The sequence below is a fragment of the Terrabacter sp. BE26 genome, assembly GCF_041941675.1.
GTDB lineage: Bacteria > Actinomycetota > Actinomycetes > Actinomycetales > Dermatophilaceae > Terrabacter.
In genome coordinates this window covers 3,567,631-3,587,784 of record NZ_CP090122.1, presented here as the reverse complement: position 1 = coordinate 3,587,784, position 20,154 = coordinate 3,567,631, and the positions used below count along the sequence as shown (strand labels likewise).

The 20,154-nt window shown below is 70.5% G+C and carries 16 protein-coding genes and 1 rRNA gene; all 17 read right to left on the bottom strand.

What is annotated here, in order from left to right; all coding sequences use genetic code 11:
• Positions 1-228: 228 nt before the first annotated feature.
• The 17 genes from LQK93_RS16375 to LQK93_RS16295 all read right to left on the bottom strand — a co-directional run bounded on the left by LQK93_RS16375 (position 229) and on the right by LQK93_RS16295 (position 20,048).
• Positions 229-1,751: ribosomal RNA gene (locus tag LQK93_RS16375) — 16S ribosomal RNA — on the bottom strand.
• A 706-nt stretch (positions 1,752-2,457) separates the two neighbouring features.
• A complete protein-coding gene (tyrS, locus tag LQK93_RS16370) occupies positions 2,458-3,717 on the bottom strand; it encodes a tyrosine--tRNA ligase (RefSeq protein WP_374968832.1) in 1,260 nt (419 codons plus the stop codon).
• Positions 3,718-3,841: 124 nt separating this feature from the next.
• Positions 3,842-4,498 (bottom strand): DNA-3-methyladenine glycosylase, encoded by a 657-nt coding sequence (locus tag LQK93_RS16365; protein ID WP_374968831.1) that lies wholly within the window; start codon positions 4,496-4,498, stop codon positions 3,842-3,844.
• A 22-nt stretch (positions 4,499-4,520) separates the two neighbouring features.
• A complete protein-coding gene (gene argH, locus LQK93_RS16360; protein WP_374968830.1) occupies positions 4,521-5,993 on the bottom strand; it encodes an argininosuccinate lyase in 1,473 nt (490 codons plus the stop codon).
• 131 nt (positions 5,994-6,124) lie between these two features.
• Positions 6,125-6,610 carry an arginine repressor gene (argR, locus tag LQK93_RS16355; RefSeq protein WP_374968829.1) on the bottom strand — a complete coding sequence of 162 codons (486 nt, stop codon included), beginning with the start codon at positions 6,608-6,610 and terminating at the stop codon, positions 6,125-6,127.
• The gene (locus LQK93_RS16350; RefSeq protein ID WP_374968828.1) at positions 6,607-7,800 is read right to left on the bottom strand and encodes an acetylornithine transaminase; all 1,194 of its coding nucleotides are present in this window, start codon (positions 7,798-7,800) and stop codon (positions 6,607-6,609) included. The genes argR and LQK93_RS16350 overlap by 4 nt, the downstream gene beginning before the upstream one ends.
• The gene (gene argB / locus LQK93_RS16345; protein ID WP_374968827.1) at positions 7,797-8,813 is read right to left on the bottom strand and encodes an acetylglutamate kinase; all 1,017 of its coding nucleotides are present in this window, start codon (positions 8,811-8,813) and stop codon (positions 7,797-7,799) included. Before argB ends, LQK93_RS16350 begins: the two co-directional genes overlap by 4 nt.
• On the bottom strand, positions 8,810-9,982 hold the full coding sequence (gene argJ, locus LQK93_RS16340; protein ID WP_374968826.1) for a bifunctional glutamate N-acetyltransferase/amino-acid acetyltransferase ArgJ: 1,173 nt from the start codon (positions 9,980-9,982) through the stop codon (positions 8,810-8,812). Before argJ ends, argB begins: the two co-directional genes overlap by 4 nt.
• A complete protein-coding gene (argC, locus tag LQK93_RS16335; RefSeq protein WP_374968825.1) occupies positions 9,979-11,022 on the bottom strand; it encodes an N-acetyl-gamma-glutamyl-phosphate reductase in 1,044 nt (347 codons plus the stop codon). Before argC ends, argJ begins: the two co-directional genes overlap by 4 nt.
• Positions 11,023-11,067: 45 nt before the next feature.
• Positions 11,068-13,626, bottom strand: coding sequence for a phenylalanine--tRNA ligase subunit beta (gene pheT / locus LQK93_RS16330; protein WP_374968824.1), 2,559 nt, complete (start codon positions 13,624-13,626; stop codon positions 11,068-11,070).
• A gap of 1 nt (position 13,627) precedes the next feature.
• A complete protein-coding gene (pheS, locus tag LQK93_RS16325; RefSeq protein WP_374968823.1) occupies positions 13,628-14,737 on the bottom strand; it encodes a phenylalanine--tRNA ligase subunit alpha in 1,110 nt (369 codons plus the stop codon).
• Positions 14,738-14,917: 180 nt separating this feature from the next.
• A complete protein-coding gene (locus LQK93_RS16320; protein WP_374968822.1) occupies positions 14,918-16,075 on the bottom strand; it encodes an ATP-binding protein in 1,158 nt (385 codons plus the stop codon).
• 47 nt (positions 16,076-16,122) lie between these two features.
• Entirely contained in the window at positions 16,123-16,926 is an 804-nt protein-coding gene (locus LQK93_RS16315; RefSeq protein ID WP_374968821.1) for a TrmH family RNA methyltransferase, read from the bottom strand.
• A gap of 53 nt (positions 16,927-16,979) precedes the next feature.
• Complete coding sequence (gene rplT, locus LQK93_RS16310; RefSeq protein ID WP_142186438.1) at positions 16,980-17,372, bottom strand: 50S ribosomal protein L20; 393 nt, start codon at positions 17,370-17,372, stop codon at positions 16,980-16,982.
• Between the two features lie 96 nt (positions 17,373-17,468).
• Positions 17,469-17,663 carry a 50S ribosomal protein L35 gene (gene rpmI, locus LQK93_RS16305; RefSeq protein ID WP_374968820.1) on the bottom strand — a complete coding sequence of 65 codons (195 nt, stop codon included), beginning with the start codon at positions 17,661-17,663 and terminating at the stop codon, positions 17,469-17,471.
• Positions 17,664-17,756: 93 nt separating this feature from the next.
• A complete protein-coding gene (gene infC, locus LQK93_RS16300; protein ID WP_374971527.1) occupies positions 17,757-18,419 on the bottom strand; it encodes a translation initiation factor IF-3 in 663 nt (220 codons plus the stop codon).
• 282 nt (positions 18,420-18,701) lie between these two features.
• Entirely contained in the window at positions 18,702-20,048 is a 1,347-nt protein-coding gene (locus LQK93_RS16295) for an MFS transporter (protein WP_374968819.1), read from the bottom strand.
• Positions 20,049-20,154: the final 106 nt, after the last annotated feature.

Below are 20,154 nucleotides of genomic sequence, written 5' to 3'. Positions count from 1 at the left end.
GCCGGCTGGCGTTGCCCGATCCTTGAGGACCCAACAACGTGTCAGACACCCACCCGAACCAGAGCCGCGTTCCACTCCCTGTCTCCAGGGTTGTACTTGCGAGCTGTCGGCTCGAGACGGTGTCAAGTAATCGATGTTCCACCCTTGAGCACCCGCTGCCCCACACTCGGGGACAGACCGGGCTCTGGATCGCTCTTCCTCCACGAGGACGCGACCAGTGCTCCTTAGAAAGGAGGTGATCCAGCCGCACCTTCCGGTACGGCTACCTTGTTACGACTTAGTCCCAATCGCCAGTCCCACCTTCGACGGCTCCCCCCACAAGGGTTGGGCCACCGGCTTCGGGTGTTACCGACTTTCGTGACTTGACGGGCGGTGTGTACAAGGCCCGGGAACGTATTCACCGCAGCGTTGCTGATCTGCGATTACTAGCGACTCCGACTTCATGGGGTCGAGTTGCAGACCCCAATCCGAACTGAGACCGGTTTTTTGGGATTCGCTCCACCTCGCGGTATCGCAGCCCTTTGTACCGGCCATTGTAGCATGCGTGAAGCCCAAGACATAAGGGGCATGATGATTTGACGTCATCCCCACCTTCCTCCGAGTTGACCCCGGCAGTCTCCTATGAGTCCCCACCATCACGTGCTGGCAACATAGAACGAGGGTTGCGCTCGTTGCGGGACTTAACCCAACATCTCACGACACGAGCTGACGACAACCATGCACCACCTGTACACCGGTCCGAAGACGCACCCATCTCTGGGTGATTCCGGTGTATGTCAAGCCTTGGTAAGGTTCTTCGCGTTGCATCGAATTAATCCGCATGCTCCGCCGCTTGTGCGGGCCCCCGTCAATTCCTTTGAGTTTTAGCCTTGCGGCCGTACTCCCCAGGCGGGGAACTTAATGCGTTAGCTGCGGCACGGATCTCGTGGAATGAGACCCACACCTAGTTCCCAACGTTTACGGCATGGACTACCAGGGTATCTAATCCTGTTCGCTCCCCATGCTTTCGCTTCTCAGTGTCAGTAATGGCCCAGAGACCTGCCTTCGCCATCGGTGTTCCTCCTGATATCTGCGCATTCCACCGCTACACCAGGAATTCCAGTCTCCCCTACCACACTCTAGTCTGCCCGTACCCACTGCAAGTCCGAGGTTGAGCCTCGGATTTTCACAGCAGACGCGACAAACCACCTACAAGCTCTTTACGCCCAATAATTCCGGACAACGCTCGCACCCTACGTATTACCGCGGCTGCTGGCACGTAGTTAGCCGGTGCTTCTTCTGCAGGTACCGTCACTTGCGCTTCTTCCCTGCTGAAAGAGGTTTACAACCCGAAGGCCGTCATCCCTCACGCGGCGTCGCTGCATCAGGCTTCCGCCCATTGTGCAATATTCCCCACTGCTGCCTCCCGTAGGAGTCTGGGCCGTGTCTCAGTCCCAGTGTGGCCGGTCGCCCTCTCAGGCCGGCTACCCGTCGTCGCCTTGGTGAGCCACTACCTCACCAACAAGCTGATAGGCCGCGAGTCCATCCCAGACCGAAAAAACTTTCCACACCATGCCCATGCGGGCTGGCGTCGTATCCGGTATTAGCTCCGGTTTCCCGGGGTTATCCCAGAGTCAGGGGCAGGTTACTCACGTGTTACTCACCCGTTCGCCACTGATCAGACCAAGCAAGCTTGATCGTCACCGTTCGACTTGCATGTGTTAAGCACGCCGCCAGCGTTCGTCCTGAGCCAGGATCAAACTCTCCGTTGATGTTCAAACACCCACACGCACAAGCCCAAAAGACCCACACGATGAGCAAACTTTGAACCCCAGAAGGGTCCGAAAACCTGACTGAAGTCGAACAACCAGCTCAAAAAGAGTCAGTCATTCAATTCAACCAAAGGATATTCGCCCAAAACCAGACACAACCACCCGAACGGGCGACCATGCCAGCCCCGGGACGAGGTAATTGGCATCGATTTTTGACACGCTGTTGAGTTCTCAAGAATCGGACACACACCATCACCCGGCTCAACGAGCCAGCCTCCGGGGCAACCCTTCAAACTTACCCGCCTCAAGCTTGGGAGTCAAACCTGCGACCCGCCCTTCAGGACGGCCAGACATGACCCGCTTGGTGTCAGCGGTTCCTACGACGCCCAAGCCTACCCGATCATCCGGGCCGCTTCAGCGAGTCCCGCCGACCGCTCGATCACTCGAACGTCCGTGCGGGGCAGTCCAGAACCATACCGGAAGAACCGGCACGAACTGAACCACGGAGTCAACCCCGGGACCGGCCAACTTCGCGCTCGATCGTGTCGATCGCGGTGGCGTCCGTTCCTCCCTGCCGGGCTGACGAAGAGAACAGTAACCCCGCCTCTCGGAGGAACACAAATCCGCCGGCACTCCAGTCACCCCAGATGTCGGAAGAGCCGGATCCCGTTGCCGGGCAACGGGATCCGGCTCGACGCCGACAGAATCAGGCTCGGCGGGCAGCTGCGAGGCTCCGCCTGCCGCGCTTGATCACCGCGACGCTGCCGTGCAGGAAGTCGTCCTCCTCGAGCACGCGGTCGGGGTCGGTCACCTTGACGTTGTTGACCGAGGCCCCTCCCTCACCGATCGCACGCCGCGCACCGTTGCGGGAGTCGACCAGACCCACCGCCACGAGCGCGTCGACCACGCTGGTGCCCACGGGCACGTCGGCTCCCGGCAGCTCCGCCGTCGCATCGTCCAGGGTGCGCAGGTCCAGCCCGCCCAGGTCCCCCTTGCCGAAGAGCGCCTCGGACGCCGCCTGCACCGACGCCGTCGCCTCCGCACCGTGCACGAGCGTCGTCACGTCAGCCGCCAGGGTCCGCTGCGCCGTGCGCCGGAACGGCTCGTTGGCCACCTGCTCATCGAGCTGTCCGATCTCCTCGCGCGAACGGTCGGTGAGCGCCTTGAGCATCGCCACGACCGACGCGTCCTCGACGTTGAGGAAGTACTGGTAGAACGCGTACGGGCTCGTCATGTCGGCACTCAGCCAGACGGCGTTACCCTCCGACTTGCCGAACTTGCGCCCCGTGGAGTCGACGAGCAGCGGGGTCGCGAGGGCATGCACGGTCGCCCCCTCCGCCCGGTGCACGAGGTCCACGCCTGCGGTGATGTTGCCCCACTGGTCGCTGCCGCCGATCTGCAGGGTGCAGCCACGAGTGCGGTAGAGCTCGAGGAAGTCGAGCGCCTGCAGCATCTGGTAGCTGAACTCCGTGTAGGAGATCCCATGCTCGCTCTCCAGCCGCCTCGCCACGGCCTCCTTGCGGATCATCTGGTTGACGCGGAAGTGCCTACCGACGTCTCGCAGGAAGTCGAGGGCGCTGAGCGGCGCCGTCCAGTCGAGGTTGTTGACGAGCAGGGCCGGGTTATCCCCCTCGAAGTCCAGGAGCGGGCCCACGAGCTGCTGGATCCGCGCCACCGACGCGGCGATCGTGTCCTTGTCCTGGAGCACGCGCTCGGAGTCGGGCTTCGGGTCCCCGATCAGGCCGGTGGACCCTCCGACGAGGCAGATCACCCGGTGGCCGGCTGCCTGCATGCGACGGAGCACCGAGAGCTGCACGAAGTTGCCGAAGTGGAGCGAGGGCGCGCTGGGGTCGAAGCCGCAATACACCGTGACCGGTCCGTCGGCGAGGGCCTCGTGCAGCGCCGCCTCGTCGGTGGACTGTGCCACCAGGCCGCGCCACTGCAGCTCGTCGAAGATGTCCGTCACGGGTATCGGTGTCCTCTCTGTCGGGTGGGCCGGGCGCCCACTCCGGTCACAGCCTGCCGTATGCCGTCACGCGCGAGCCACCGCGTACCGCGCAGTCCCGAATGTCGGGCCTCCGGCAGCTCACTCACGAGGGTGGGGCGGTCGTGCGGCGCCGTCGCACGGTGCCGGGGCGGTAGGCGGAGACGAACCGGTCCCCGTCGAGGAAGAACCGCCAGGGGTATGCCGTGCCGTCCCCTCCCGGACCGCTCACCCCCACACGCGGCCCGGTCCCCACGGCACCTGCCGGCACCGGCCGAGCCGGCTGGGCCACCACGAGGTCGATGGGCTCCCCGAGCACCGGGCGGCAGAAATCGCGCCCGGTGTGCTCGCCGCCCATGCCCAGGGCCTGCCCCAGCCGGCCCGGTCCCCTGGCCCAGTCGCGTTCGGCGACGTCCCCGCGTCGCGCCCGGACGATGTCATGGCCATCGACCACCTCACCAGCCCGGACCAGGACAGCCTCGGCGATCCCCTCGTTGCCGGCGACGAGGTTGAGGCACCAGTGGTTGCCGTAGGTGAAGTAGACGTAGGTGAAGCCGGGCGGACCGAACATCGGCCGCGTGCGGGGCGTCTCCCCCCGGAAGGCGTGCGACCCGGGGTCGACCTCACCGGCATACGCCTCGAGCTCGGTCAGCCGCAGCGTCACCCCGCCGAAGGAGAGCAGGCAGCCGAGAAGGTCGCGGGCGACCTCCACCGAGGACCGTGCGAAGAAGTCGCGTGGGAGGCGGCTGACGTCGGTACTCACCGACCACACGCTAGACGCCCCCTCAGACCCCGGACGAAGCCCATCCGCGCGCGTCGGCGAGCCGGGCACGGGCGGCGGCGAGCTGCTCGGTCACCCGCGCGGGGGCGGTCCCGCCGACGGCATCGCGCGAGGCGAGCGACCCGGCGACGGACAGCACCGAGCGCACGTCCGGCGTGAGGTGCTCGCTGATCCGGGTGAACTCCTCGTCCGTCAGGTCCCACAGCTCGATGCCGCGCGACTCGCACTCACGCACGCAGGCACCGGCCACCTCGTGCGCCACCCGGAAGGGGACCCCCTGGCGCACCAGCCACTCCGCGATGTCGGTGGCGAGGGCGAAGCCCTGGGGGGCCAGCGACTCCAGGCGGTCGGTGTGGAAGGTCAGCGTCGCGACCATCCCGGAGAATGCCGGGAGCAGCACCTCGAGCGTGTCGATGGCGTCGAAGACCGGCTCCTTGTCCTCCTGGAGGTCGCGGTTGTAGGCGAGGGGGAGCGCCTTGAGGGTCGTCAGCAGGCCAGCGAGGTCACCGACGAGCCGGCCCGCCTTGCCGCGCGCGAGCTCGGCGACGTCGGGGTTCTTCTTCTGCGGCATGATGCTGGACCCCGTCGAGTAGGAGTCATGCAGCGTCACGAAGGAGAACTCCTTCGTCGCCCACAGCACCACCTCCTCGGCGAGGCGCGAGACGTCGACGGCCGTCATGGCAGACACGAACGCGAACTCGGCGGCGAAGTCCCGAGAGGCGGTGCCGTCGATGGAGTTCTCGACGGCGCGGGTGAAGCCGAGGTCGTGGGCCACGGCCTGCGGGTCGAGCCCGAGGGAGGAGCCGGCGAGCGCGCCCGAGCCGTACGGTGAGGCGTCGGTCCGCGCGTCCCAGTCACGCAGCCGCTCGACGTCGCGCAGCAGCGCCCACGCGTGGGCCAGCAGGTGGTGCGACAGCAGGACGGGCTGCGCGTGCTGCAGGTGCGTCCGGCCCGGCATCGCGACACCGAGGTGCTGGTCGGCTTGGCCGACGAGGGCGTCGACGACGTCCAGGACGAGGCCACCGACCATACGCGCGTGCTCGCGCAGGTACATCCGGAAGAGCGTGGCGACCTGGTCGTTGCGGGAGCGCCCGGCGCGCAGCCGGCCGCCGAGGTCGGTGCCGACCCGCTCGATGAGGCCGCGCTCCAGTGCCGTGTGGACGTCCTCGTCGTCCTCGGCCGGGGTGAAGTCACCGGACAGCACGTCGGCCTCGAGCCGGTCCAGGCCCTCCAGCATGCCCGCCAGGTGCTCGTCCGACAGGAGCCCTGCCGAGTGCAGCACCCGGGCGTGGGCGCGCGAGCCGGCGAGGTCGTGGGGAGCCAGGCGCCAGTCGAAGTGCGTGCTCTTGGACAGCGCCGCGAGAGCTTGGTCGGGACCGCCCGCGAAGCGGCCGCCCCACAGGCTCACCCGCGGCGTCGGCGTGCCGGGCACGTTCTCGCTGCCCTCGTTCGCGGTCGTGCCGGTGGCGTCCGTCATTCGGGTCTCCTCGGTGCTTCGTGTGTCAGCGTGCGTGAGTAGTGGGTGAGCGGGTGTGAGTCGTCGGGATGCGCTCGTCGGGTCCGGTGCGGTGGGTCCCGCGGCGGGAACGCGGTGCCGTCCGGACGCGCTCAGTCTCGGCTGCCGGCCAGGGACTGGAGCCGCTCGGCGACCGCAGCCGCCTGGGCCGCGGCGCCCGTGACGAGCAGGATGGTGTCATCACCGGCGATGGTCCCGACCACCTCGGGGTCATGGGCCTGGTCGATCGCTGACGCGAGGTAGTTCGCGGCGCCCGGCGGGGTGCGCAGCACGACGAGGTTGTCGGCGGCCACCGCGGAGACGAGCAGCTCCTCGCACGTGCGGCGCAGCCGGGCGGAGGCGGCGTCGCCGATCGAGCCGACGGCGGTCACCTCGCCGCCCTCCCCCGGGACGGCATACACCAGGGCGCGTCCGCGCCTGACCTTGACCGCGCCGAGCTCGACGAGGTCGCGGGACAGGGTCGCCTGCGTCACCTCGGTGCCCTCGGCGACGAGCAGGTCGGACAGCTCCCCCTGGCTGTGGACCTCGTGGGCGCCGAGGAGCTCGACGATGCGACGCTGGCGCTGGGTGCGGCTCACGAGACCGGCTCCGCCGTGGCGCGAGCGGATCCGAGGATCGCGGGAAGGGCGTCGAGGAAGCCCTGCAGCTCGTCGGCCGTGATGACCAGTGGCGGGGCCAGTCGCAGCGCCGTCGGCGTGACCGCGTTGACGATGAAGCCGGCGTCGCGGGCTGCCGCCATCGCGGCCGCTGCGGGTATGCCGTCCAGCTCGAGCGCGCGCAGCAGCCCGCGGCCGCGGGTGCCCTGCACCCCGGGCACGTGCACGTCGTCGAGGAGGGCGCCGACCCTGCGGACGTGCTCGAGTAGGTGGTCGCGCTCGATGGTGTCGAGGACGGCGAGCCCGGCCGCACAGGCGAGCGGGTTGCCGCCGAACGTCGTGCCGTGCTGACCCGCGGTCAGCAGCGCGGTCACGTCGGCGCCGAAGGTCACCAGGGCGCCGATGGGCACGCCGCCGCCGAGCCCCTTGGCCAGGGTCATGGCGTCGGGGACGATGCCCGGCGCCTGGTGGGCGAACCAGTCGCCGGTGCGGCCGATGCCGGTCTGGATCTCGTCGACGACGAGCAGGGCGCCGTGCACCGACGTCAGCTCGCGGCCGAGCCGGAGGTAGTCGCCGGACAGCTCGCGCACGCCGGCCTCGCCCTGGATCGGCTCCACGAAGAGCGCCGCAGTGGTGTCGTCGATGGCGGCCCGGAGCGCGTCCGCGTCGTTCGGCGGGACGAAGACGACCTCGGGGATGAGCGGCTCGAACGGCTCGCGGTAGGCGGCTTTGTGCGTGAGGGCCAGCGCGCCCGTGGACCGCCCGTGGAAGGAGCCCTCGAGCGCGACGATGCGGGTGCGTCCAGTGCGCCGCGACAGCTTGATGGCAGCCTCGGTGGCCTCGGTTCCGGAGTTGGCGAAGAAGACGCCCGACCCGCTGGGGGCCGCCGCGATGTCGAGGATCCGCTCGGCGAGCGCGATCGCCGGCTCGGAGGTGAAGAAGTTCGAGACGTGGATGGCCGACTCGGCCTGCTTCGCGACGGCCTGCACGAGAGCGGGATGGCCATGACCGAGCGCGTTGACCGCGATGCCGGAGAGCAGGTCGAGGTAGCGCCTGCCGTCGACGTCGGTGACCCAGCAGCCGTCCCCCGAGGCGAGCACCAGCTGCGGCGTGCCGAAGACCTGCACCATCGCGCCCGCGTAACGGCCGAGCAGGTCGCTGCCCCTGGTCATGGGCCCTCCTTCGGGGTGACGGTCGACGGCGAGGTGGTGGGAGCCGAGGTCGTCGATCCGGTGATCTCAGGGAGGACCATGGTGCCGATCCCCTCGTCGGTGAAGATCTCGAGCAGGATCGAGTGGGCCTTGCGGCCGTCGACGACGTGCGTCTGCGGGACGCCGCCCTCGACCGCGCGGATGCACGCCTCGAGCTTGGGCACCATGCCGTGGTCGACGCGGGACAGCAGCTCGCGGGCGGCGCCGACCGTGATCGTGGACAGCAGCGAGCCCCGGTCCGGCCAGTCGGCGTAGATCCCCTCGACGTCGGTGAGCACGACGAGCTTCTCGGCTCCGAGCGCAACGGCGATCGCAGCCGCGGCGGTGTCGGCGTTGACGTTGAGCACCTGGCCGTCGACGTCGAGGTCCGGGGCCACCGTGCTGACGACCGGCACGCGTCCGGCGTCGAGGATGTCGAGGATCGCCGAGGGGTTGACGCTCTCGACGTCACCGACGAGGCCGAGGTCCACCTCCTCGCCGTCGACGACCGTGCCGCGACGGCGTGCGCCGAGCAGGGCCGCGTCCTCGCCCGAGAGACCGACGGCGATGGGACCGTGCTGGTTGAGCAGGCCGACCAGCTCGCGGCCCACCTGCCCGGTGAGCACCATCCGTACGACGTCCATGACCTCCGGCGTCGTGACCCGCAGCCCGCCCCTGAACTCGCTCGCCAGCCCGACCCGCTCGAGCATGGCCTTGATCTGAGGACCGCCGCCGTGGACGACGACGGGACGCAGTCCGGCATACCGCAGGAAGGCGATGTCCTGGGCGAAGGCGGCCTTGAGCTCGTCGTCGACCATGGCGTTGCCGCCGTACTTGACGACCACCAGGGCGCCACGGAAACGCTCGAGCCACGGCAGCGCCTCGACGAGGGTCGCGGCCTTGCCCGCGGCGACACGGACGGCGGCGGCGTCGATGAGGCCCCGCACGTGGGCAGGTGGCTGGGCGCGGCGGCTGCCGCTGCTGGACGCGTTCATGTGCTGTAGGCCGAGTTCTCGTGGACGTAGTCGTGGGTCAGGTCGTTGGTCCAGATCGTGGCGGCCGTCTGGCCCGCGTGCAGGTCGACCCGCACGTGCACCTCGCGCGCGGTGAGGTCCACGAGCCTGCGGTCCTCCCCGACCCCGCCCGAGCGGCACACCTGCACGCCGTTCATCGCGACGTCGAGGGCGGCCGGGTCGAAGGTCGCCCGGGTGGTGCCCACCGCCGCCAGCACCCGGCCCCAGTTGGGGTCGTTGCCGAAGACGGCGCACTTGAAGAGGTTGTTGCGGGCCACGGCTCGGGCGACCTCGAGGGCGTCCTCGAGGCTCGCGGCGTTCACGACCTCGATGGCGATGTCGTGCGCCGCGCCCTCGGCATCCCCGATGAGCTGGCGCGCGAGGGACGAGCAGACCGTGGTCAGCGCCTCGGACAGCTCCGCCCGGTCGACCCGCACCCCGGACGCCCCGGAGGCGAGCACGACCACGGTGTCGTTGGTCGACATGCAGGCATCCGAGTCGATGCGGTCGAACGAGACGGCGGTGGCCGTCCGCAGGGCCACGTCGAGGTCCGCCTGCTCGACGACCGCGTCGGTCGTCAGCACGACGAGCATCGTCGCGAGCGCCGGGGCCAGCATGCCCGCTCCCTTGGCCAAACCCGAGACCGACCAGCCCTCCCCCGCGTGCGCGGCGACCTTTTGGACGGTGTCGGTGGTCTTGATCGCGACGGCTGCGTCCTCGTGCCCAGCCGGCGAGAGCGCGGCCGCGGCGGCGTCCACGCCGCACAGCACCTTGTCCATGGGGAGCAGCTCGCCGATGAGACCCGTCGAGCAGACCACGACGTCGCCGGCCGAGATGCCGATCACGTCCGCGACGTGCTCCGCGGTCCGGTGGGTGTCGAGGAAGCCCTGAGCCCCCGTGCACGCGTTGGCGCCGCCGGAGTTGAGCACGACGGCATCCACGCGACCGTCGGCCACGACCTGCCGGGACCACGTGACGGGAGCGGCCTCGACCCGGTTGGTCGTGAAGACCGCCGCGGCATGGTGGTCGGGTCCGTCGTTGACGACGAGGGCGAGGTCGGGGCTGCCGCTGGCCTTGAGCCCGGCGGTGACGCCGGCCGCCCGGAAGCCCGAAGGCAGCTCGACGCGGACGTCGGGGTGAACGCTGGTCACGGTGCCACTCCTGCGATCGGCAGGCCGAGGGTCTCATCGAGGCCCAGGGCGAGGTTGGCGCACTGCACCGCGGCGCCCGCGGTGCCCTTGGTGAGGTTGTCGATCGCCGACACGACGACGACGCGGCGCAGCCGCTCGTCGACGGTGAGCTGCATCTGCACGTGGTTGCTGCCGACGACCGAGGCCGTGGTGGGCCAGGAGCCCTCGGGCAGCACGTGCACGAACGGCTCGTCGCCGTAGGCCGTCTCCCAGGCCGCGCGCACGGTCGCCGGGTCGACGTCCGCCCGCAGCCGCGCCGTGCAGGTCGCGAGGATTCCTCGCGGCATCGGCGCCAGGGTGGGGGTGAACGAGACCGTGACGGGCTCGCCGGCGGCACTGGAGAGGTTCTGCTCGATCTCGGGGGTGTGCCGGTGCACGCCGCCGACACCGTAGGGCGACATCGAGCCCATCACCTCGCTGCCGAGCAGGTGGGGCTTGAGCGACTTCCCCGCACCGGACGTGCCGGAGGCGGCGACCACCACGACGTCGTCGGCCTCGAGCAGTCCAGCGGCGAAACCGGGCGCGAGGGCCAGCGAGATGCCGGTCGGGTAGCAGCCGGGGACCGCGATGCGCCGGGCCCCGGCGAGTCGCCGGCGCTGGACCGACCCGGCCGGCCCGGGGAGCTCAGGCAGCCCGTAGGGCCACGAGCCGGCGTACGCGGTGTCGTAGAAGTGCGTCCACGCGGCCTCGGACTCGAGGCGGAAGTCCGCCCCACAGTCGATGACGACGACCGACTCGGGCAGCTGCGCGGCGATGGTGCCGGAGTGGCCGTGCGGCAGGGCCAGGAAGACGACGTCGTGGCCGGCCAGCGTCTCCGGCGTGGTCGCCTCTAGCACCCGGTCGGCGAGGGGTACCAGGTGCGGATGGACGCCCCCGAGCCGTTCACCCGCGCTGCTGGCCGCCGTCACGGCACCGACCTCGAACTGCGGGTGGGCGAGCAGCAGCCGGAGGATCTCTCCTCCGGCGTAGCCGCTCGCCCCCGCAACTGCTGCCCTGATCACGATGCATGACTATACACGGACGTGCATATTCGTGCATCGGTCGTCTCAGCGCTGAACGGCCCCCGTCGCCCTGGCCGCCGCCGCGACCGCCGCGTCGCGGAACCGGTTGACCTCGTCGGTGGTGAGGGTGCGGTCGGGCGCGCGGAACGTCAGCCGGTAGGCGAGCGACCGGTAGCCGGTCTCGATGCGCTCCCCCTCGTAGACGTCGAAGAGGGTCACGGACTCCAGCGCCTCCCCCGCACCCTGTCGCAGCGCGGCCTCGACGTCCGCTGCGGGGACGTGCGACTCGACGAGCAGCGCGATGTCGGTCATGGCGGGCGGGAAGGTCGAGAACGGGCGCGCCTGGACCGGCTCGGCGCTCGCCGCCACGAGCACGTCGACGTCGAACTCCGCCGCGACGGTGCGCGCGGGCAGGTCCAGCGCCGCGAGCACCTTCGGGTGCAGCTCGCCCGCATGGCCGACGAGGGTGCCGTCGACCAGGGTGATCCGCGCGCAGCGGCCCGGGTGCCACGGCGCGTGCGCCGGGTCGTTGGCCACGACCACCTCGACGGCGAGCGCGTGGGCGACGGTCTGCACCGCGGCGACGGCGTCGCTCCAGTCTGCGGCTCGGCCCGGACCCCACCAACCCACGTGCTCGGCCTGGCCGGTCATGAGCAGGGCGGCGTGGCGCGGCTGGGGGGGCACGGCGGCATACAGCTGCTCGAGCGTCTCGTCGTCGGGACGGCTCAGCACGCTGGGGATCGGCGCCTTCGCGAGCGGCCCGCCGGGAAGGAAGACGAGGCCGAGCTCGAAGAGGGCCACGTCCCGGTGGCCGCGGGCGACGTTGCGGCGCAGAGCGTCCACGAGGCTCGCGAGCACCGAGGTGCGCAGCAGCGGCCTCTCCTCCGAGAGCGGGTTGGCGATGCGGACGGCGTGGCGACGGTCGTCGTCGGCCGGGAGCATCAGGTCGTCGGCGATGGACTCCGCGACGAACGGGTAGGTCAGCACCTCCGTCAGGCCGGCACCCGCGAGCGCGTTGGCGACGACGCGCCGGGTGCGCTGGCCGTGCGTCAGCCCCTGTCCCTCGACCGGGGTGGGCGTGGTCGACGGGATGTTGTTGTAGCCGTCGATCCGGGCGACCTCCTCCGCGTAGTCGGGCCCGTCCAGGAGGTCGGGGCGCCAGGACGGCGGCGTGACGAGCACGTGCGTGTCGTCGGCGCCCTCCCCGGTCTCGTCGACGGTGCAACCGAGGTCACGCAGGATCTGAACGACCCGCTCACGCGGGTAGTCGAGACCGACGATCCGGCTGGGCTCCGTGACGTCGAGCAGGTATGCGGGGGGCTCGGTCGTGTGGTCGATGTCCGTGACGCCGTCGTCGACCGTGCCACCCCCGTGCTCGACGAGCAGGTCCACGGCCAGCTGCGCCGCAGCCGGGCCGAGCTTCGGGTCGACGCCGCGCTCGAAGCGCTTGGACGCCTCGGTGACGAGCTTGTGCCGTCGTGACGTGCGCGCCACCGACGTCGGGTCGAAGTGCGCCGACTCGATGAGGATGCTCGTCGTCGAGTCATCGACCTCGGAGGAGGCGCCGCCCATGACGCCCGCGAGGGCGAGGACGCGCTCGCCGCCGTCGGTGATGAGCAGGTCCTCGGTCGAGAGGGTGCGCTTGACGTCGTCCAGGGTCCTCAGGGTCTCCCCCGCACGGGCGCGCCGCACGACGATCGACCCGGACAGCTTGTCGAGGTCGAAGGCGTGCAGCGGCTGCCCGACCGCGAGCATCACGTAGTTGGTGACGTCGACCGCCAGCGAGATCGGGCGCATGCCCATGGCGGTCAGACGCTGCTGCATCCACGCCGGGCTCGGGCGGGTGGGGTCGATGCCGCGGATGACCCGAGCGACGTAGCGGTCAGCGCCGGCTCGGCCGTTGATCGGGGCGTCGTCGTCGAGCCGCACCGGGTAGCCGGAGTCGTTGGCATCGGCCGCCCGGACGAGGGCAGGGTCACGGAAGCCGCCGGCGGGGCTGCCCTGGGCGTGCCAGTACTCGCGCGCCAGGCCGCGCACCGAGAAGCCGTAGCCCCGGTCCGGGGTGACGTTGGCCTCGATCGTCTCCTCGCCCAGGCCGAGCAGGGCGATGGCGTCGTCACCGGGCTTGAGGTCGGCGGCCGCCTCCTCGCCGAGCAGGCGCGAGAGCACGATGATCCCGTCGTGGTCGCTGCCGAGGCCGATCTCGTCCTCGGCGCAGATCATCCCGTTGGAGACGCGGCCGTAGGTCTTGCGAGCCGAGATGTCGAAGCCGCCGGGGAGCGTGGCCCCGGGGAGCACGACGACGACGAGGTCACCGACGGCGAAGTTGGTGGCACCGCAGACGATCTCCTGGTGCTTGCCCTCCGAGAGCATCTGGCCGTTCTCGCCGACGTCGACGAGGCAGTAGCGGATCGGCTTGCCGTTCTTCTGGACCTGCTCCTCGAAGTCGAGCACCTTGCCGACGACGAGAGGACCGGTGATGTCGCCACCGTGGAGGTCCTCCTCCTCGATGCCGACCGAGACGAGGGCGGCGGCGACGTCGGCACCCGTGGTCCCGGGCGCGACGTCGGCGTACTCGGCGAGCCAGCGCAGCGGCATACGCATGTCAGACCTCCATCCCGAACTGCTGCGAGAAGCGGATGTCGCCCTCGACCATCTCGTGCATGCCCTGCACGCCGTGACGCAGCATGAGCGCCCTTTCGATGCCGAGCCCGAAGGCGAAGCCGGAGTAGACGTCCGGGTCGATGCCGCAGGCGCGCAGCACCTTCCGGTTGACCATGCCCGAGCCGCCGAGCTCGATCCACCCCGAGCCGCCGCAGGTGCGGCACTGGGCCCCGCGGTCGTCATGGCCCTCGCCGTGGCAGGCGAAGCAGACGAAGTCGGTCTCCATCGACGGCTCGGTGAAGGGGAAGTAGGAGGCGCGCACGCGGGTGCGGGTGTCCTCGCCGAACATGGTGCGCACGAACGCGTCGAGCGCACCACGCAGGTGCGCCATGGTCAGGCCCTTGTCGATGGCGAGGCACTCGATCTGGTGGAAGACCGGGGTGTGCGTGGCGTCGAGGTCGTCGGTGCGGAAGACCTTGCCCGGGGCCACGACGTAGATCGGCGGCTCCTTCTCGAGCATGGTCCGGATCTGCACCGGCGACGTCTGCGTGCGCAGCACGAGGCCCGAGTCGACCGGGTCGAGGAAGAAGGTGTCCTGCATCTGCCTCGCCGGGTGGTCGGGCCCGAGGTTGAGCGCGTCGAAGTTGAGCCACTCGCTCTCGATCTCGGGTCCCTCGGCGACCTCCCAGCCCATGCCCACGAACGCGTCGACGAGTCGCTGGGCAACCAGCTCGATGGGGTGCCGTGCGCCCGGCTGCCGGCGCAGCGCCGGCAGCGTCACGTCGACGCGCTCCTCGACGAGGATGCGCTCGTCGCGCTCAGCCTCCAGCTCGCCCTGGCGGGCCGCGATGGCCTGCCCGACCCGAGCCCGAGCCTGGCCGACGCGTTTGCCGGCCTCGGCCTTGGCGCTCGGGGGCAGGGCACCGATCTCGCGGTTGGCGAGGGCCAGCGGGCTCTTCTCGCCCTGGTGCGCGATGCGCGCGGCCTTGAGGTCGTCGAGCGACGCGGCCGCGGCGATGTCGGCCAGGGCCTGCTGCACCGCGGCGTCGACGTTGGCCGGGTCGAGCGCGGAGACCTCGACGGGGTCGTAGTTCGTGTTGGGTCCGGACATCGGCGTGCGTTCGCTGCTCTCGCTCGGGTTCACAGGGGGGCCGCTCGTCGGCTCCGGTCACCCCGGACTCCGGGTCCGGGTCGCCTGGGCCGACAACCCGCCCACCACGAGGCGGTCGGGTGCGTGCGCCCCAGTCTAGGGGCGGCCCCGCACGGCCCACGCGGGCCGCTCGTGCTGCGGTCAGCCGCCCACCACGGCCGGCATGCCGGCGGGGAGACGGACGACGAACCGCGCCCCACCCGACTCGTTGTCGGTCACGTGGACCGACCCCCCGTGCGCCTCGACCAGCCCCCGCACGACGTAGAGCCCGAGCCCCGTGCTGGCGTTGGAGGGTCCGTGCCAGAAGCGCCCGAAGATCCTCTCGCGGTCGGCCACGGGTATGCCGTCACCCTCGTCGTCGACCTCCACCACCACCGACTCCACGAAGTCCTCCAGCGACTCCCCGCGGTCCAGGGTGACGGTGACGCGACCGTTGCCGTGGGTCAGGGCGTTCTCGATGAGGTTGAAGAAGATCTGCTCGAGACGGTCGGTGTCGGCCCACAGCTGTGGCAGGCCCTCCTGCGTGGCACGCCCACCGAGGCGCAGCTGGACGGCACCGGCCGACCGACCGAGCTCGTAGCGGACGACGTGGGTGCGGAGCAGGGCCTGGAGGTCCACCGGTCCCAGCCGGAGGTTGAGACTGTCGGAGTCGAGGCGGGAGATGTCGAGCAGCTCGGTGATGAGGCGCGTCAGCCGGGTCGCGTCGGACTCGATGGTCTCGATCATGAGGCGCTTCTGCTCGTCGGTGAAACGGTCCCAGCGGCGCAGCAGGCTGCTCGTGAAGCCGGTGACGGAGGTGAGTGGCGCTCGCAGCTCGTGCGCCACGGTGGACAGGACGGTCGCCTGGTCGCGTTCGGCCAGCTGGCGTCCTTCGGCGTCCCGCAGGCCGAGGAGGACCTGCTCGACGACGCCATTGTGCCGCGCCCGCACGAAACGCGCCGTCACGAGCACCTCGTGACCCTTCGGTGCGACGAGGAGCTTCTCCCGGTGGTTGGTACGGCTCGAGACACCGTTCCACGGGGCGGTGTGCGCCCACCAGTCGCGACCGTCCCTGTCCCTGAGCGGCAGGGCGTCCACCACGCGGCGGCCCACCAGGTCGGAGCGGTCGCACGCGAGGATGCGCAGCGCCTCGGTGTTGGCGAAGGTGACGCGCTGGTCGGCGCCGACGACGACCAGCCCGTCGGGCAGCAGCTCTTCCACCCCGCGGACCGGTGCCGCGTCGGCCCGGCTCACCTGTCCACCAGGCGATGCGGCCGCCGGTTCGGGCAGCGGTGCGCCGGTCCCGTCGACCCATGTCATGGAGCCGACAATAGTCACGCCGGCCGGGACGTGGGTGGTTGGCCCGGTCAGCGGCTTGTGCGTCGAGCTTCCGCCGAGGCGTAGAGACAGATGGTGGCCGCCATGGCGAGGTTGAGCGACTCGGCGTGGCCGTGGATCGGCACGCGCACGACGTCGTCACAGGCGTCGCGGACCTCCCGCGGGAGGCCCCACGCCTCGTTGCCCATGACCCAGGCGTGCGGGCCGGAGAGGTCGGCGTCGTGCAGCAACGTCGTCCCCGCGCCGTCGGCGGCAAGCAGCCTGACGCCGCGGTCACCTAGGGCGGCGAGGATCTCGGGCACGGACGCGCCGATGCTGAGCGGCAGGTGCCACAGGGACCCGACGGTGGAACGCACGACCTTGCTGTTGTAGACGTCCACGCTCGCGTCGCTGACGAGAACGGCATCGGCGCCGGCGGCGTCGGCGCCGCGGATGACGGTGCCGGCGTTGCCGGGGTCGCGCACGTTGGTGAGCACGCAGACGAGCGCGTCGGGGGGCAGGTCCGCGAGCACCGCGTCGAGCGGGAGGTCGAGCACCCGGCATACGGCCGCGACGCCCTGCGGGGACTCGGTGTCACACATCGCGGCGAGCACCTCGGGGCTCACCTCGTGCACCCACACACTCGCTGCGCGGGCCGACTCGACGATCCCGGCGTGGCGCTCGCCCGCCTCGGGAGTGACGTAGACGTCCCGCACCAGCTCGGGCCGGAACGCCACGGCCTCACGGACGGCCTGCGGCCCCTCGGCGAGGAACTCGCCCGTGCGGGCACGCACCGAGCGCCGGGACAGCGCCCGCACTGCCTTGACCCGATCGGATCGGGGGTTGGTCAGCACGGGGCGTCCCGGCGCTCTGCTGGTCTGTGCTGCGTCGTGTCGGACGGCGTCGCTCAGGCGGCGTCGCCGGCGGCCTTGGCCTCTGCCTGCGCAGGGACGTTGGCGCGCGAGAGCTCCACGAGCGTGGCGAAGGCCGGCGCGTCGTTGACGGCCAGGTCCGCCAGGATCTTGCGGTCGACCTCGACACCGGCGGCCTTGAGGCCCTGCATGAACCGGTTGTAGGTCATGCCGTTGGCGCGAGCCGCGGCGTTGATGCGCTGGATCCAGAGGCGACGGAAGTCGCCCTTCTTGGCGCGACGGTCACGGTAGGCGTACCCGAGGGAGTGGGTCACCTGCTCCTTGGCCTTGCGGTACAGACGCGACCGCTGCCCGCGGTAACCGCTGGCGCGCTCGAGAACGACGCGACGCTTCTTCTGGGCGTTGACCGCCCGCTTCACGCGTGCCACGTGAATACTCCTTCTCTGCTTGACGCAGTGCTTGCTGCTGCTGGCCTACCGGGGACCCGGTTGCTCAGCGAAGTGCTGATGGGTGGGGGTCCCGGCTCACTTGCCGAGGAGCTTCTTGACCTTCTTGGCGTCCGGCTTGGCGAGCTCGACGTCCTTCGCGATGGAACGCATCTTCTTGCTCGACTTGTGCTCGAGCAGGTGACGACCGCCGGCCTGCTCGCGCATGACCTTGCCGGTGCCGGTCAGGCGGAAACGCTTCTTCGCACCGCTGTGCGTCTTCATCTTCGGCATGGGGGCCGATCTCCTTCGTGTTGCGTGCGCCAGTGGGCGCACGTGGTCTGTCGTGCCGGCGGCTCACGCCTCCGGCCGGTCACCGACCGCCGGTCACTCGGCGGCTGCGGTGGCCTCGTCGGTCTGCGGGGCCTGGGCGGCCGGCTGCTCGCCGGGCGCGCTCTGCTCAGGCTCGCCCTGCTGCTCGTGCTGCTCGTGCTGGTCGTGCTGCTCTCGGGAGCGGCGCTGCTCGGCCTTGGCCTCCGCCTTCTTCTTGGTCGGGCCGATCACCATGATCATGTTGCGGCCGTCCTGCTTCGGCGCCGACTCGACGAAACCGAGGTCGGCGATGTCCTCGGCGAGGCGCTCGAGCAGACGACGTCCGAGCTCGGGCCGCGACTGCTCGCGGCCACGGAACATGATCGTCACCTTGACCTTGTCGCCGGCCTTGAGGAACCGCTCGACGTGGCCCTTCTTGGTGCCGTAGTCGTGCGGGTCGATCTTCGGTCGGAGCTTGATCTCCTTGATGACCGTGTTGACCTGGTTCTTGCGCGCTTCCCGTGCCTTCATGGCGGCTTCGTACTTGAACTTGCCGAAGTCCATGAGCTTGGCGACCGGCGGCTTGGCCATGGGGGCCACCTCGACGAGGTCGAGGTTCGCCTCCTCGGCCAGACGCAGCGCGTCCTCGACGCGGACGATGCCGACCTGCTCGCCGTTGGGGCCAACCAAGCGCACTTCCGGGACCCGGATGCGCTCGTTGATGCGAGGCTCGCTGATGTGGTGCTCCTTAGATCGTGAAACGTGGTGACCAGACGGGTGGTGGTGCCAGTCCTGCCGCGACCACAACGAGAAAAAGGCTCCCCGTGTGTGCACGAGGAGCCCAAGGGTCGCGTATGCCGGACGGTCGACGTCGCGTCACACGACTCGACCCAAGCGCCGCGGACGGCGTCCGGTCGAGCAGACCTTGACCCGGCAACCGTGAGGTCGACGCGGGTGGAAGCGGGCTTCTCTTGCACGTCGTCACACGCGCCCGCCGGAGCGGATGCAGTGTGACGCTGGTCAGTGATCGATGGTAGCAGCCGAGACGCCGCGCTCCGAATCGGTGGGCGCGACGGTGTCCGGTGACGCCGGCGCGACGGCCGGTCGAGCGGTCGGTCCGGCACCGGTGACGTCCCGCCCGCGGCGCGAGGCCAGCGCGCCGAGGCCGGCGATGAGCACTCCCAGCACCGAGACGACGGCGAAGCCCCACGGCCAGCCGCCGTGGTCGATGGCGACGCCGGCGACCGGGGCGCCGACCGCCGAGCCGGCGGTCATGGCCGACCCGTGCCAGCCCATCATCTCCCCTCGGAACCGCTCGGGCACCAGGCGGCTCAGCTGCTCGACCGTGGCCGTGATCGTCGGGGCGCACAGGAAGCCCGAGACGGTGACGAGCACGGCGAAGCTCGGCACGCCGAGGGCCAGCGCGACCGGAGCGGTGGTGGCTGCCAGACCGCCCAGCAGCCAGAACACCGACAGCGACCGGTGCCACGCGCCGTAGACGAGGCCCCCGACGAGGGAGCCGGCGCCCCACAGCGCGAGCACCCAGCCGATGGAGCCCGTGGAGCCGAAGGAGCGCAGCGCCGCCACGATGGACACGTCCGTGCCGCTGAGCACCAGGGTGGAGCAGGCGGCCGCGAGCAGGACGGCGGCGACCGGCAGGGTGATGAACCCGCGCACGGCCCGCGGGCCCGCGCCCCGGCCCGCTACCGCCGGGGCGGCGATCGCCTCGGCCCTCGCGCCCTCCCCCTGCTCGTCGTGCCCCACCTCCGGTGCCTGCTCGGGCTGACCGGAGGTGAGCGGCGGGTTGACGAGCCACAGGACGAAGCCGGCGGCGACGGACGCCAGCTCGCAGACGAGCAGCGCCCAGCCGGTGTGCCACGACGTCGCGAGCCAGACGCCGATGGCAGGGCCTGCCATGAACGACAGCTCGGTGGCCGACGAGTCGAGCGACAGGGCCGTGCGCCGCTGCTCGGACGGGACCGACCGGATGATCACCTGGCGAAGGATCGAGAAGGTGGGGACGACGAAGAGCCCGGCCAGCGCGGCGACGGCCACGAGCGGCAGGTAGCCCACCCACGGCGCGACCGACCAGCACACGACCTGCACGAGGAGCGAGGGCCCGACGGTGCGTCGCAGCCCGATCCGGTCGAGCAGCCGGCCGCGCCAGGGGCCCGAGACCGCCACGGCCACGGTGGACGCCGCCGTGACGAGACCGGCCTCGCCGTAGCTGCGGCCGAGGGAGGTCACGACGTGCAGGGTGAGGATGACGCCACCGGCCCACATGGGCACCCGGATGAGGAAGCCGAGCAGCAGCGCGCTCCGGGTGTCGCGGTTGGCCAGCACCGGCCGATAGGCCCCCAAGTCCATGCACGCAAGCCTGTCACTGCCCACCGACGGCGCGCACCCGGGTTTGCCGACGCCGACGGTGGCGGCGTCGGAGACGCTGCCGGGCGGCATACGCCAAAGTGCTTGT

What these genes read in the sequence shown, in the direction of transcription:
- rpmI (WP_374968820.1), bottom strand. Translation starts at nt 17,663, where the DNA reads ATGCCGAAGATGAAGACGCACAGCGGTGCGAAGAAGCGTTTCCGCCTG.
- LQK93_RS16295 (WP_374968819.1), bottom strand. Translation starts at nt 20,048, where the DNA reads ATGGACTTGGGGGCCTATCGGCCGGTGCTGGCCAACCGCGACACCCGG.
- LQK93_RS16320 (WP_374968822.1), bottom strand. Translation starts at nt 16,075, where the DNA reads ATGACATGGGTCGACGGGACCGGCGCACCGCTGCCCGAACCGGCGGCC.
- pheS (WP_374968823.1), bottom strand. Translation starts at nt 14,737, where the DNA reads ATGTCCGGACCCAACACGAACTACGACCCCGTCGAGGTCTCCGCGCTC.
- LQK93_RS16350 (WP_374968828.1), bottom strand. Translation starts at nt 7,800, where the DNA reads ATGACCAGGGGCAGCGACCTGCTCGGCCGTTACGCGGGCGCGATGGTG.
- pheT (WP_374968824.1), bottom strand. Translation starts at nt 13,626, where the DNA reads ATGCGTATGCCGCTGCGCTGGCTCGCCGAGTACGCCGACGTCGCGCCC.
- argH (WP_374968830.1), bottom strand. Translation starts at nt 5,993, where the DNA reads ATGACGGACGCCACCGGCACGACCGCGAACGAGGGCAGCGAGAACGTG.
- argB (WP_374968827.1), bottom strand. Translation starts at nt 8,813, where the DNA reads ATGAACGCGTCCAGCAGCGGCAGCCGCCGCGCCCAGCCACCTGCCCAC.